Annotated in this window: 15 protein-coding genes and 1 tRNA gene; 11 read left to right on the forward strand and 5 right to left on the reverse strand. The window is 67.2% G+C overall.

What is annotated here, in order from left to right; translation table 11 throughout:
* Positions 1–144 precede the first annotated feature (144 nt).
* A complete protein-coding gene (locus tag AC0NZN_RS12075; RefSeq protein WP_474592543.1) occupies positions 145–540 on the forward strand; it encodes a dehydrogenase in 396 nt (131 codons plus the stop codon).
* Between the two features lie 4 nt (positions 541–544).
* On the opposite strand, the gene radA is transcribed toward AC0NZN_RS12075, so the two are convergent.
* Both radA and AC0NZN_RS12085 read right to left on the reverse strand, forming a co-directional pair.
* Positions 545–1,906, reverse strand: a complete 1,362-nt coding sequence (gene radA, locus AC0NZN_RS12080; RefSeq protein WP_474592544.1) for a DNA repair protein RadA — start codon at positions 1,904–1,906, stop codon at positions 545–547.
* 131 nt (positions 1,907–2,037) lie between these two features.
* Positions 2,038–2,988 carry an L-lactate dehydrogenase gene (locus AC0NZN_RS12085; protein WP_474592545.1) on the reverse strand — a complete coding sequence of 317 codons (951 nt, stop codon included), beginning with the start codon at positions 2,986–2,988 and terminating at the stop codon, positions 2,038–2,040.
* Positions 2,989–3,056: 68 nt separating this feature from the next.
* Between AC0NZN_RS12085 and AC0NZN_RS12090 the strand changes: the two genes are divergently transcribed.
* The 3 genes from AC0NZN_RS12090 (at position 3,057) to AC0NZN_RS12100 (ending at position 4,920) form a co-directional block, all read left to right on the forward strand.
* On the forward strand, positions 3,057–3,902 hold the full coding sequence (locus tag AC0NZN_RS12090) for a class II glutamine amidotransferase (protein ID WP_474592546.1): 846 nt from the start codon (positions 3,057–3,059) through the stop codon (positions 3,900–3,902).
* Positions 3,903–3,926: 24 nt separating this feature from the next.
* Complete coding sequence (locus AC0NZN_RS12095) at positions 3,927–4,784, forward strand: LLM class F420-dependent oxidoreductase (RefSeq protein WP_474592547.1); 858 nt, start codon at positions 3,927–3,929, stop codon at positions 4,782–4,784.
* A gap of 45 nt (positions 4,785–4,829) precedes the next feature.
* Positions 4,830–4,920: transfer RNA gene (locus AC0NZN_RS12100), tRNA-Ser, on the forward strand.
* 29 nt (positions 4,921–4,949) lie between these two features.
* Here AC0NZN_RS12100 and AC0NZN_RS12105 read toward each other — a convergent pair.
* Both AC0NZN_RS12105 and AC0NZN_RS12110 read right to left on the reverse strand, forming a co-directional pair.
* Positions 4,950–6,116 (reverse strand): tyrosine-type recombinase/integrase, encoded by a 1,167-nt coding sequence (locus AC0NZN_RS12105; RefSeq protein ID WP_474592548.1) that lies wholly within the window; start codon positions 6,114–6,116, stop codon positions 4,950–4,952.
* Entirely contained in the window at positions 6,109–6,729 is a 621-nt protein-coding gene (locus tag AC0NZN_RS12110; RefSeq protein WP_474592549.1) for a hypothetical protein, read from the reverse strand. The genes AC0NZN_RS12105 and AC0NZN_RS12110 overlap by 8 nt, the downstream gene beginning before the upstream one ends.
* Positions 6,730–6,844: 115 nt before the next feature.
* Between AC0NZN_RS12110 and AC0NZN_RS12115 the strand changes: the two genes are divergently transcribed.
* From AC0NZN_RS12115 to AC0NZN_RS12145, 7 genes are all read left to right on the forward strand, one after another.
* Entirely contained in the window at positions 6,845–7,072 is a 228-nt protein-coding gene (locus AC0NZN_RS12115; RefSeq protein WP_474592550.1) for a helix-turn-helix transcriptional regulator, read from the forward strand.
* Between the two features lie 260 nt (positions 7,073–7,332).
* A complete protein-coding gene (locus tag AC0NZN_RS12120) occupies positions 7,333–8,331 on the forward strand; it encodes a hypothetical protein (RefSeq protein ID WP_474592551.1) in 999 nt (332 codons plus the stop codon).
* 111 nt (positions 8,332–8,442) lie between these two features.
* Positions 8,443–8,721, forward strand: coding sequence for a hypothetical protein (locus AC0NZN_RS12125; RefSeq protein WP_474592552.1), 279 nt, complete (start codon positions 8,443–8,445; stop codon positions 8,719–8,721).
* A gap of 177 nt (positions 8,722–8,898) precedes the next feature.
* Positions 8,899–9,192 (forward strand): hypothetical protein, encoded by a 294-nt coding sequence (locus AC0NZN_RS12130; RefSeq protein WP_474592553.1) that lies wholly within the window; start codon positions 8,899–8,901, stop codon positions 9,190–9,192.
* Positions 9,193–9,237: 45 nt separating this feature from the next.
* On the forward strand, positions 9,238–9,531 hold the full coding sequence (locus tag AC0NZN_RS12135; RefSeq protein ID WP_474592554.1) for a hypothetical protein: 294 nt from the start codon (positions 9,238–9,240) through the stop codon (positions 9,529–9,531).
* A gap of 73 nt (positions 9,532–9,604) precedes the next feature.
* Positions 9,605–9,883 carry a hypothetical protein gene (locus tag AC0NZN_RS12140; protein WP_474592555.1) on the forward strand — a complete coding sequence of 93 codons (279 nt, stop codon included), beginning with the start codon at positions 9,605–9,607 and terminating at the stop codon, positions 9,881–9,883.
* Positions 9,876–10,793: a zeta toxin family protein gene (locus AC0NZN_RS12145; protein ID WP_474592556.1), complete on the forward strand. Its 918-nt coding sequence runs from the start codon at positions 9,876–9,878 to the stop codon at positions 10,791–10,793. The genes AC0NZN_RS12140 and AC0NZN_RS12145 overlap by 8 nt, the downstream gene beginning before the upstream one ends.
* A 215-nt stretch (positions 10,794–11,008) precedes the next feature.
* Here AC0NZN_RS12145 and AC0NZN_RS12150 read toward each other — a convergent pair whose 3' ends face one another.
* Entirely contained in the window at positions 11,009–11,431 is a 423-nt protein-coding gene (locus AC0NZN_RS12150; RefSeq protein ID WP_474592557.1) for a DUF1801 domain-containing protein, read from the reverse strand.
* Positions 11,432–11,873: the final 442 nt, after the last annotated feature.

An 11,873-nucleotide genomic window follows, 5' to 3' on the forward strand; every position in this document is an offset into this window, starting at 1 on the left:
TCGACCGACCACGACAGTGCGAGGCCCGGACCCCCTGACGGCTTCCCCAGAGCCTAGAGGGGGTCCTCCTTTTGTGCCAGCACTTCGCGCCGACCAGGGCTCGGGGGACAGGCCGGGCTACTCAGCGCCGGTTACGCTGGAGCGATGGCCGCCGCATCCCGGAGTCCGCGTGCGGACGACCCCGCCGACCTGCGCAACACGGCGCTCGCCGATGCGCTTCAGACCCGCGATATCGCCGCGATCGCGTTCGCGCTGCGGCATGGGCCGACCGTCGTGCCGCTCATCGATTCCTCGGACGACGAGCAGGTGTGGACGCACCTGAATCCTGAGACGGGCGAGGTCGCCCTGCTGCTGTTCAGCGATGCGGAGAACAAGCCGGCGAGCCTTCCGCCCACCGCGGGTCTGCGGTCGCCGGCGTGGTTGCGCACCTACCTCGCCGAGCATCGCGACGACGTCGCCGTCGTGTTCTTCGACATCGCCGGTCCGCATCCGATGCAGGCCTCGCCCGGCGAGATCCTCCGCGCTCTTCTTCACGCCTGACCCGTCAGAACGCCGGAATCTCCTCGCGGACGGGCCGTGGGGGTCGCACGGTGAGATCGCGCAAAGCCCCGGTCAGCGATCCCGACCCTTCGTCGATGATCGTCTTGTAGCCGAGGCGAGTCGCCTCAGCGCGGCGGTGCGCCACGCTCGTGACCGGACGCACCTCGCCAGCGAGGCTCAGCTCGCCGACGGCCGCGATGTCGTGCCGCACCGCCTGTCCGCGCACGGAGCTGGCGATGGCGATCGCGATGGCCAGGTCGGCGCCGGGCTCGACGAGGCGGACTCCGCCGACGGTCGACACGTAGACGTCCTGGTCCGAGAGCCGCAGCCCTGCCCGTCGCTCGAGCACGGCGAGGATCATGGCGACCCGGGCCGAGTCCACGCCGCTGACGATCCGCCGCGGATTCGGGGCCGAGCTCGGAACCGTCAGCGCCTGCACCTCGACGGGCATCGCGCGCCGTCCCTCGAGCGCGATCGTGACGCACGTCCCGGGTTCGGGGGAGCCGTGGCCGAGGAAGAGCCGGCTCGGGTCGGGCACCTCGGCGATGCCGCTGCCGGTCATCTCGAAGCATCCGACCTCGTCCGTCGGCCCGAAGCGGTTCTTGAGAGCTCGCACGAACCGCAGCGCCGTGTGGCGGTCGCCCTCGAAGTGGCACACGACATCCACGAGATGCTCCAGGATGCGGGGACCCGCGATCGAGCCGTCTTTCGTGACGTGTCCCACGATGACGACGGGCAGCGCGCGTTCCTTCGCCAGCCGGATGAGGGTGGATGCGACCTCCCGCACCTGGCTCGGGTGTCCGGCCATGCCCTCGGAGACGCCGGACGAGACGGTCTGCACGGAGTCGACGATGAGCAGCTCGGGCTGAACCTCGTCGACGTGTCCGAGGATCGTCGCCAGGTCTGTCTCCGCGGCAAGGTAGAGCTCGTCGTGGAGCGCGCCGGTGCGCTCGGCGCGCAGCCGCACCTGGGCTGTCGACTCCTCCCCGCTGGCGTAGAGGACGCGGCGCCCGGCGCGCGCGCTCTGCGCCGCCACCTCGAGCAGCAACGTCGACTTGCCGACGCCCGGCTCTCCGGACAGCAGGATCGCCGCCCCGGGGACGATGCCGCCGCCGAGCACGCGATCGAACTCGGCGACCCCGCTCGTGCGCCGCGGAGTGTCGGCGGTGTCGATCTCGGTGATGGGACGAGCGGCGCGCACCGGGCTCGCCGCCGTCACGGTCTTGACGATGCCGGTCTGCTCGGCGGCCTCGACGACCGTGCCCCATTGCTGGCACTCACCGCATCGGCCGGCCCAGCGCAGCGTCGTCCACCCGCACTCTGTGCACCGGAACGGCGAGGGTGCGGCAGAGCGTCGGGAGGCCATGGGATCAGAGTAGGCGGAGGCGGCGACATCCCCGTCGTCCCGCGCTCACCCGCGGACTTCTGCGCTCCCGCGGATGTCTCAGGCTGAGCGCTCCGCGTGCCTCCAGAAGTCCGTCGCAGTGCGGGCGGGCCTCAGCGCAGCGAGGCGGCCACCTGGCTCAGCGTGTCCGCGGAGCGCCGCAGAAGCCCCAGCTCGCTCGCTGAGAACGTCGTCTCGCGCACGGGCACGGCGCCCGCCGAGCTCACGATCGACGGAACCGACAGCGCAACGCCGTCGATCCCGTGGAAATCATGCAGCACGGTCGACACGGGCATCACGGCGCGCTCGTCGTTCAGAATGGCCTCGATGATGCGGGCGGTGGACAGGCCGATGGCGTAGTTCGTCGCGCCCTTGCCCTGGATGACCTTGTAGGCCGCGTCGCGCACATCGACCGCGATCCTGTCGAGCTCGTCGACGGACATCGGGTCACCTTCATCCGGTCGCCAGTCGAGGATGGGCACGGTCCCGATGGATGCCGTCGACCACAGCGGGAACTCGGTGTCGCCGTGCTCGCCCACGATGTACGCGTGCACCGAGCTCGCCGAGACGCCCGCGCGCTGAGCGAGCTGCCACCGCAGCCGCGAGGTGTCGAGCACCGTGCCCGACGAGAAGATGCGCTCGGGCGGCAGGCCGGTCGCCTCCTGCGCCAGGACCGTGAGCACATCGCAGGGGTTGGTCACGATGACATAGATCGCGTTCGGCGCCGCCTCGAGCAGCTGCGGCATCATCCGCTTCATGATCCCGGCGTTGACGCCGGCGAGCTCGATGCGCGTCTGCCCGGGATCCTGCTTCGCGCCGGCGGTGATCACGACGACGTGCGATCCTTCGACCACCGACAGGTCGCTCCCGCCGACGATGTCGCTGGAGCCGGTGAACTGGGTGCCGTGCGCGAGGTCGAGGACCTCGGCATCCACCTTCGCGGCGGCGATGTCGTACAGGGCGACGTGCCGAGCGGAGCCGCGGATGAGGGCCGCGTAGGCCGCGCTGGACCCGACGCTGCCGGCGCCGACGATCGTCACTTTCGAGTTCTCGATCACGCTCATGCGCACAGTCTGGCAGGGTGGGGCCGAGGGGATCAGCAGGACCGGGATCACGAGCAAAGGGGAACGCGATGTGCCGTTGGTTGGCCTACACGGGGGAGCCGCTGCATCCCTCATCTCTCATCGTCGAGACACAGCACTCGATCGTCGCGATGTCGCTCAATTCGCCGCTCGGCGCGGAGACCGTGAACGGCGACGGGTTCGGACTCGGCTGGTATCCGGCCCACAGGGGCGAGGGGGTGGATGCGGGGCGTCCCCACGTGTTCCGGAGCATCGAGCCCGCGTGGAACGACGCCAACCTCCTCGAGATCAGCCGCGCCGTCACGAGCCCGCTGTTCCTGACCCATGTGCGTGCGGCGGCCGCGCCGCCCATCCAGCAGACGAACTGCCACCCGTTCCGGCACGAGAACTGGCTCTTCATGCACAACGGCGCGATCTCGCAGTTCGGCAAGATCAAGCGCGAGCTGACGTTCGAGGTCGACCCGGCCCTGTACACCGAGATCAAGGGCACGACCGATACGGAGGTGCTCTTCCACCTCGCGCTCACGTACGGCCTCATGGACGACCCGATCACGGCCATGGGCGCCGCGATCAGGCGGGTGGAGGAGGCCGGCCACGGGGCCGGCATCCAGTTCCCGATGCAGGGCACGATCGCCGTCTCGGATGGCGAGACGCTGTGGGCGTTCCGCTACTCCTCCCAGGGACGCTCGCGGACGCTCTTCCACTCCGCCGACATCCCGACGCTGCGGACGATGTATCCGGATGCCGAGAAGCTGTCGCAGTTCGGCGATCACGCCCAGGTCGTGGTGTCGGAGCCGCTCAACGACCTCCCGGGCATCTTCCTCGAGGTGCCGGAGTCGACCGTCGCCGTGCTCGATCCCACCGGCTACCACCACCAGCCTTTCCTCGACGCCTGACTCTCCGGGCCGTAGCCTGCAGACATGGACTATGGCCTGCACATCGCCGATTTCACCTGGAACAGCGGACCGGCACAGCTCGGCCCGGCACTCGCGAAGCACGTCCGTGATGCGGAGGATGCCGGCATCCAGCGCATCACCGTGATGGATCACTTCTGGCAGTTGCGGATGATCGGACCCGAGAGCAACGAGATGCTCGAGGCGTACGCCGCGCTGGGATTCATCGCGGCGCACACGCGGACGGCCCTGCTGCACACGCTCGTGACGGGCGTCATCTACCGTGAGCCGGCGCTGCTCGCGAAAGCGGTGACGACGCTCGACGTGCTGTCCGGCGGCCGGATGGGGCTCGGCATCGGCGCCGCGTGGAACGAGTGGGAGTCGCGCGGCCTGGGCTTCGAGTTCCCGCCGATCGCGGAGCGCTTCGAGCAGTTGGAAGAGACGATCCGGATCTGCCTGCAGATGTGGTCCGACTCGGAGGAGCCCTTCGACGGCGCCCACTATCACCTGGAGCGCACGCTGAACTCGCCGCAGAGCATCTCGCGCCCGCATCCCTATCTCATGATCGGCGGGGGAGGGGAGCGCAAGACGCTGCGCCTCGTCGCGCAGTACGCGGACGCCTGCAACATCTCCGCCGCGGCGGACGTCGCCGCGAAGCTCGACGTGCTGCGCCGCCACTGCGACGATCTCGGCCGCGACGAGGCCGAGATCGAGAAGACCGCGATGGCGCACATCACGCAGGAGTCGACCGTCGACGAGGTCGTGCGCGAGACGGAGAGGCTGAGGGATGCCGGTTTCACCGCGATCTACTGGTTCGCCGTCGCAATGCCGGAGCCCTCGGCTGTGGTGGAGCTCCTCGGCGGTGCGCTCGCTCGGGTGTCGTGATGCGTCGATTCGCGGGTTCCGGTGCCGTCGCGTACACTTGTCGGCGGTGACGTGTCCGAGCGGCCGAAGGTGCAACTCTCGAAAAGTTGTGTAGGGTAACCCCCTACCGTGGGTTCAAATCCCACCGTCACCGCCACCGTGCGAGGCCCCGACATCCCAGTCGTTTCAAGGGATGGCGGGGCCTTCGTCATGTCGTTCCAACGCCTCGTGGGTAAAGTTTGGGTAAATCACGGGTTGAGCCGGGTTCGCAGCCGCGTTCCGGCGGGCGACTTCCAGTGCAGTCGAGACAGCATCGAGGTCGTCCTCGAAGAGGTCGGCGTAGGTGTCCAAGGTCATCGCCGCGGACGCATGGCCGAGCATCCGCTGCACGGCCTTCACGTTCGCGCCCGAGCTGATCGCGAGGCTCGCGGTCGTGTGCCGAAGGTCGTGCGGCGTGATGCGCGGAAAGCGGGTGTCCTTCCGCTGACAGCGACGCACGGCGGCCGCGAACCATCCGTCTCGCGAATTCGGCAGGAGTAGGTGCGTTGCGCCGTCACCGAAGACGAGCGCCTCCGGCCCACGCAGCGATACGACGGTGTCGAAGTAGGGCATGAGGAAGGGCGGGATCGGCACCGTCCGGGTGACGTGTGTCTTCGGCGTGCCCACAACAAGCCGACCCGAGACACGTACCGCATTCTCTTCGACAAAGACGCGCTGGCGGTTGAGGTCGACGTGCAACACGCGGAGCGCCGTTGCCTCACCCCACCGCAGACCCGTGTAGGCGAGGAAGTAGATGAGCTCAGGGAATCGCGATTCCTGCGCCAGCTCGGCTACCTGCGCGTGAGAGAGGTAGTACCGGCGCTTCCGCGTCTTGCGAGGCATCGGAACCCCCCTTGCTGGGTTTCCCGCGATGCGTCGGTCACGCGCCGCGACATCGAGGATCCCCGACAGGACACCATGCGCGCGAAGCACGGTGGATGCGCTCCGTTTGGAAGAGAGTTCGGCGACCCAAGCACGGATATCGCTGTGGCGCACATCGGCCACCTTGATCCCTGACCAGCGCGGTTGAACATGGGTTCGCCACGCGGACTCCACGGAGTGGAATGTCGACGCTTTCAGCGTGGCGCGCTGGTCCTCAATCCAAGCGGCGCCCAGCTCGCCAATGCGAACGTCTCCGCTCCGCGGATCGATGAACTCCCGCCGGGTGATCTGGGTCGTGACGCTTGCGAGGAACTCCTTCGCGTCGGCCTTGCGGGTGAAGCCCCGTTTGTTGCCGTGCGTGCCGTTGGGCTTCTTGTATCGAACGAGGTAACGCTTGCCGTCTTTGGTCGAGTACTCCTGAATGCTAGCCACGCGGCGGGCGACCGGCCGCGTACCCCAGGCCCTCCAGTCGGCCCGCGGTGCGGGCGAGGCGGATCCAGTGGGCAGCGGTGCGCGGCGCGACGCCGAGTTCGCGTTCGATCGCCTTGGCGGGCGGCTGCCCGGTCAACGCAGCCACGCCGTAGACGAGCTGTACAGCGTCCAGCCGCGCTTCGCGAAGCTCCGTGCGCGCGGGCTCAGCTATGTTGCGGCTCTCGGACACGGGGTTGAGCGATTCGGCCAACCAGTGGGGGAGAAGTCGCCCCTCTGCAGCGCTCACGTCAGCGGCGGTGACCATCTCGTCATCTCCGAGGGTGAACGCTACGCATTGCGGCGCCGCAGCCTGCACGATCTCGGCGAGTCGCACCCGTCGAAGCTCGGTGCCCGTGATCTCACCGCCTGCGAGAGATCGCGTGGCGACCTGCCGCACCACGAAGCGACCTTCGTCACGGTCATATTCAACGTCGACCGTGTGGCCGAGTCCTGTGTGCTCGTCTTCGGCCTCGACCCGGTACTGCGGCACGATGCGCAACGCGGTGCCGACAGAGTGAGTGGCGGCCTGCCATCCCACCGGTGATCCATCGGGTGTACGCACGTCGATCTTCACCTCCTCAGTCTGCCTCTCCGCGTCACGCTTCTGCTATTGCTGATGCTTGACAAAGTAAAACACAGCGAGTAGACCGATGTCAAAGCTCGTCGAAGTTATGCATTGGAGGGGAACCATGGACATCGACGTCGCGAACCGCCTCGCTCATAGCTACCGGACGCCCCAGCAGATTGCGGACGAATTCCCGACCCTGAGCATGACCAAGCTCGCGATGTGGCGTCACCAGGGGACGGGCCCTCGCTACCGCAAAGCGGGCAAATCGGTGCTGTATGTGCTCGAAGAGGTCGTCGAGTGGCTCGAAGGCACCGCCCGACACGGTACCGGCCCTGGGCAGGAGGGCTGACGGATGGCACGTCTCAGCGTGTGCGCGGCCGGCGTTCCGATGCCGGCTTCCTCGGGTCTCGGAACGTCGCCCGCGCACCTCCGCGGCTGCCGAACGTGCTGCTCCAGCTTTCGGGACGCACATTCGCTCGGCAGCCCCTCATGACTACTCACCCTCAAGACGGACCATCCGGGCGCGGCGACCGTCAACAGCAAGCGGATGCCTTCTTCCAACGGGAGCTCGACACGCCAGCCCTGGTCCGGGTGACGGCTGAGCGCGTCATGCACGACGCCGAGGCGGACGCGTTCTTCGCTGCTTCGTGGCCGACGGACAGGCTCAGCAGACTTCTTGACGAATACGGCACGCCGCAGGCCCTTCTCGACGCTTTTGGTCGCGACTGCGAGCGGGCTCGCATCGCTCACACAAACGCGACGCGAGGCGATGTGCTCGCCGAACTGGCTGAAGGACGCCGCACCGCACGGGTTCGACGAGAGGTGCTCGCCGAACGGCGCCGCGCGGAAACCGAGAGGGTCCAGGCGTGGGCAGCCGCAAACCCGGAGCGGGTGCGCGAGAACCGCCGCCGCTGGGCGGACAACAACCGAGAACGACGTAAGCAGATCAACCGCGACTACTACCAGCGCAACCGGGACGCGATCCTCGCCAAGCAGCGCGAACACAACCACGTCGACCCCGCGCGACGCGCCGAGTACAACCGCCGATACACGCAAGCGCACCCGGAACGGAAGGCTGCCTTCAACAGGGCATGGCGGTCTGACCCGGAGAACAACAAGCGGCACCAGGAAGCGACGAAACGATGGAACGACCGGGAACGGCGACGCCGTGAGCTCGGCCTGCCGGCACGGCGCATCCATAAAGACCCGCCCGAGACCATCCGCGCATCTCAAGAAGATGCGGACGCGTTCTTTCAACGGAGTTGGCCTGCGGCCGAGATCCGCCGGATTCGCCAGGAACACGGCGAGCCGACGCCGCCCGACCTTCTCGCCGCATGGAAGGCCGAGTGCGCGAACGCCCGCCTTCGGTTCCGCCTCGCGGACGACCCCGAGTTTCGGAAACGCGTGGAGACGCGCCACGCAGCGCGAGCACATGAACGCCTTGAGCGCGAACGCGAGGAGCAGGAAGCGGCCCGCATGGACATCATCGCTCGCGCGATCAACGACCGTTTGCGCGGCAGACCACGCCGCCGCAATGCAGCAGTCGTCGACAGATGGGCTCCGACTCAGGTGCCATTGGATCCCGAGACCGGCGGACTCGGACTATGAGCCTGCAGCGTCAACCCCTCGCGTGGCGTCGAGCCGTGGCGGGTGTCCGAATCAGAATTGAGACACCGCGGCTACCGCGCGAGGTGACTCGACCGCGAGATGGAGGACACGATGTTGGACCGGTCCGAGATCGAGGCGACCATCGCACGTGTCGCGTACGCAGCCTTCACCTACTACCCCGACAAGGCCCGCGACCTTCCGGGATACAGGGTCGACGACGACGTGGAGTGGTGCATGGTCCCGTTGCGCAGTCTTTCACCTGGTTACCAGGCGGGATTTCGGGACCGCATCCGCCTGCTCATCATCGACCCCGAGCAAGACCGGCAACTCTTCATCCGGGACCTGAAGATCCTCGAGTCGCCCGAGTCCAAGTTCGGCACCGAGAGGTAGCCACCGGCCGCGTCATCCCCGGGATCTTTCGCCGACGAGAGTGTACGCGGCCTCTTCCAGCCGTCAAGGGCGCTGACGCGTCGCTACGCGATGCGGCTGCGCCGCACCCTGGACCGCCGCGCGCGTCCGCGTGAATCGGCAGCTGCCGAAAGGCACGAGGAGGAAAGGACAACAACCATGGAAACCATCGACGTGACGCCCACTCCCGCCGAATATGCCGCGATCGCCGAACGCATCATCTACGCGGCGTACGGACTGGACTGCATCGAGCTCAGCCGATACCAGGTGATCTGGGCATGGTCCGCCGCCGAGCACGCTGCCGAGAGAATCGGGACACCCATCCAGGACCTGCCCCGCTCGCTGGGGCGCGAACTGCTGCGCATGTACCTGGTGCGTGCCCGGGCGGTGGCCGAACGGCCCATCACCAACGACACCACGTTCGAGCAGCTCAGTCATCCTGCGGTGGCCTGAGGTGACGACCGAACCGCTCGGGTGATCAACCACGCGACGATGGTTATGGATGCCGGCATCCCCGCACCCGTGATGTATCAAGTCCTCGGCGACCTCAAGGTCGCGACCGGATACGGACTCGCGCAGGCGCTGTCGCAGCTCGCCCGAGGCCTCGGATCGACCCTCGCGAACTACGACGTGTATCAAGGCGATGGATCCGACCCCGTGCAGGCCGTCGCCCGAGCCGTGGAGGCGCTGACTGCCGCCGCATCCGATGCTCAGCGCATCGGCAGAAAGCTCGACGACGCGCAGTCAGCCATAGCAGGACAGGGCTTCCGAGGAGGCGCGATCCGCTCCTAGCCGCACGGTTCGTCGCGGGTGCCCAACGCGACCACCGCCATAGACTGCCCGAGAGGTGATCTCGGAGGCAGGAATGACGGACGATCGGGATGCGACGATCCGCACGTCCTGGCGCCCGGACGACATCGTCGCGTATGAGGAGCTGCGCGACCTCGCCGTCATTCTCCAGACCATGCTCATCGCTCGAGCACGCGATGATGCGGCCGCCTCCGCGGGGATGCGCGCCGAGGCCGGCGCGGTGCGCCGCGAGACGCTTGCGGTCGACGGTTTCGACCGCAAAGCGGTGGATGCGCATACCCGTCGTCTCGCGACTCGCATCGCCCAGCTCCGTCAGGAGCAGCGCGATGGCTGACGACATCTTCGTGACTGAGATCAGACCGTTCCTGTTCGACGGCGTGGCTGAGGAGCAGCAGAGGCCCGAGTTTGTGCTCCTGGTCGGTCAGGCCGGCGCCGGCAGATCCCGGGAAGTCGGAAGGCTGCTCGACGAACTCTCGGGGCGGGCAGTCGTGCTTCGAGCTGCCGACCTGACGCCATTCCTCCATGAATCACAGGGACGCGACGTCATACGTAGCTGGATCAGCGCCTCGCTCACCTACGCCCGAGAACGTCGGACATCGATCATTCTCGAGGACTCGTTCCGAACCGTTAACGACGCGATCGCCGCTCTGAATCTCTTCGAAAGGGCCGGGTTCCAGAACCGTGTCATAGCACTAGCCCTGCCAGGAGCGGAGAGCCTCTTGGCAACTGCTGCCCGCATGGAGCGGAGCGCTGCTGCCACTCGACCTGCTCAAGTGTCGCTTCGAGCCGAAAACGATGCCGAGATCTCGACGGTCGAGCAGATCATCACTTCGGCGCCTGCAGGCACTCTCGTCTCTGTCATCGCAAGAGATGGAACAGTCAGCCCTCCCGTTGCCGTTGCTGAAGCAGCCCCAAAATGGCGTGATGCCTATCGCACCCCCTTGCCAGCGCGAGTTTCGGCCGAGTGGATTAGCGAGCTCCGACGGCTCACCGAGTCTGTGCTCGAGATCCCGCGTCCCACGCGCGGCCACCTCGTGGAAGCTCTCGTTGACCTGCACCGGATCGCGCTCGAAGAGGTAATTCCGTCCCTTCCGCTCGCGGAGAACTCGGCGGCCCGCGCTCAGTTGACCGTGCGGATCCGACGCGACCTGGCTCTGCTTGAGTCGCACACCGCAACCGTTGAGCCGACACCTGCGCGCCCTGAGGTCGCACCAGAGTCGCAAGTCGGCCTGTCCGGGCTGTAGCCGCTCGCTTGCGCGTCGGTCAGGATCCATAAGCGGGCATTGCCCGGTGGAGGCACCACGCGCACGGTCCTCGAGGAGTGCCTGTGCACTGGCGGTGATCGCGGATGCCCGGGCGACCTGGGGGTGCGGTCTCGGCGAAGATCACGGCACACGACGTGTGGCCACGAGCGGGCCTCGTGTCATGCGCATCCCCGCACCCTGCGGGTTCGTCGTGGTCAGGCGCCTGGATCGTCCTCCCGTTCCCAGGCGATGCGGATCAGCTGTCGCAGGACTTCGAGGTCGATGTCGTCGAGCTTCTTCACGTAAATGCATCCGGCACCCTCCGTGAATCCCCCCAGCTGCGGAAGCAGCGCCGCGCCGTCGGGAAGGTCCTTCAAGCCGTAGAGCGAGAGTTGCGCCCTGCGCGGTGAGAATCCTGTCTTCGGCCAGTCACCCCGCCGCTTCGGGTCTGATGGTGAGACGTACCGGTAGCTGCCGTACCCGACGATCGACGGACCCCAGAGGATCGGCTCGGTGCCGGTGACCTCACGGAAGATCTCGGCCAGTGCGAGGCCGTCCTCTCGCCGTCGCGCCGGCGTCGCCGCGTCGAGGAACTCCCGGACGTTCGCGGTCGTCGGCTGAGTCTTGATCTCTGCCACGGCAGGATTATCGCCTTCGGCAGGCCAACCCGCCAGGCCGGCACAGAACGCCGGCGGCACACCTACGGGGATGACCCAGGAGGCACACCTCGCAGGAACGTCCTGCATCGACGGCGTCGGGTGCGAATCACGTCACACGCGACGCGGCTTGCGGCCTTCGGATCCCTATTCGGGCACTGCTCGAATGCCGGCGGTCGCGAGCGGGAATGGGTGCGTTGACGACGTAGCATCGGTCTCACGCCGGATTTTTGGTTCGATGTGCATGGGTGAGCATTCGATGGCCCTCCCTGTCAGCGCGGACCGTGAGTGTTCACCGGCCTAGGCCGTGTTGATCAAGAGATTTCGCTCTCCGCTGGGTGAGTCTTGTGCGGTGACGCGACAGGAGATCTCTGACGAGGTGTGGTCCGTGATGGAGCCGTTGATGCCGAGGGTGACTGGCAGG

This window comes from Microbacterium sp. sgz311019 (assembly GCF_056135325.1).

What these genes read in the sequence shown, in the direction of transcription:
- AC0NZN_RS12120 (WP_474592551.1), top strand. Translation starts at nt 7,333, where the DNA reads ATGCACGACGCCGAGGCGGACGCGTTCTTCGCTGCTTCGTGGCCGACG.
- AC0NZN_RS12095 (WP_474592547.1), top strand. Translation starts at nt 3,927, where the DNA reads ATGGACTATGGCCTGCACATCGCCGATTTCACCTGGAACAGCGGACCG.
- AC0NZN_RS12125 (WP_474592552.1), top strand. Translation starts at nt 8,443, where the DNA reads ATGTTGGACCGGTCCGAGATCGAGGCGACCATCGCACGTGTCGCGTAC.
- AC0NZN_RS12115 (WP_474592550.1), top strand. Translation starts at nt 6,845, where the DNA reads ATGGACATCGACGTCGCGAACCGCCTCGCTCATAGCTACCGGACGCCC.
- AC0NZN_RS12140 (WP_474592555.1), top strand. Translation starts at nt 9,605, where the DNA reads ATGACGGACGATCGGGATGCGACGATCCGCACGTCCTGGCGCCCGGAC.
- radA (WP_474592544.1), bottom strand. Translation starts at nt 1,906, where the DNA reads ATGGCCTCCCGACGCTCTGCCGCACCCTCGCCGTTCCGGTGCACAGAG.
- AC0NZN_RS12135 (WP_474592554.1), top strand. Translation starts at nt 9,238, where the DNA reads ATGGATGCCGGCATCCCCGCACCCGTGATGTATCAAGTCCTCGGCGAC.
- AC0NZN_RS12090 (WP_474592546.1), top strand. Translation starts at nt 3,057, where the DNA reads ATGTGCCGTTGGTTGGCCTACACGGGGGAGCCGCTGCATCCCTCATCT.
- AC0NZN_RS12075 (WP_474592543.1), top strand. Translation starts at nt 145, where the DNA reads ATGGCCGCCGCATCCCGGAGTCCGCGTGCGGACGACCCCGCCGACCTG.
- AC0NZN_RS12130 (WP_474592553.1), top strand. Translation starts at nt 8,899, where the DNA reads ATGGAAACCATCGACGTGACGCCCACTCCCGCCGAATATGCCGCGATC.
- AC0NZN_RS12085 (WP_474592545.1), bottom strand. Translation starts at nt 2,988, where the DNA reads ATGAGCGTGATCGAGAACTCGAAAGTGACGATCGTCGGCGCCGGCAGC.
- AC0NZN_RS12145 (WP_474592556.1), top strand. Translation starts at nt 9,876, where the DNA reads ATGGCTGACGACATCTTCGTGACTGAGATCAGACCGTTCCTGTTCGAC.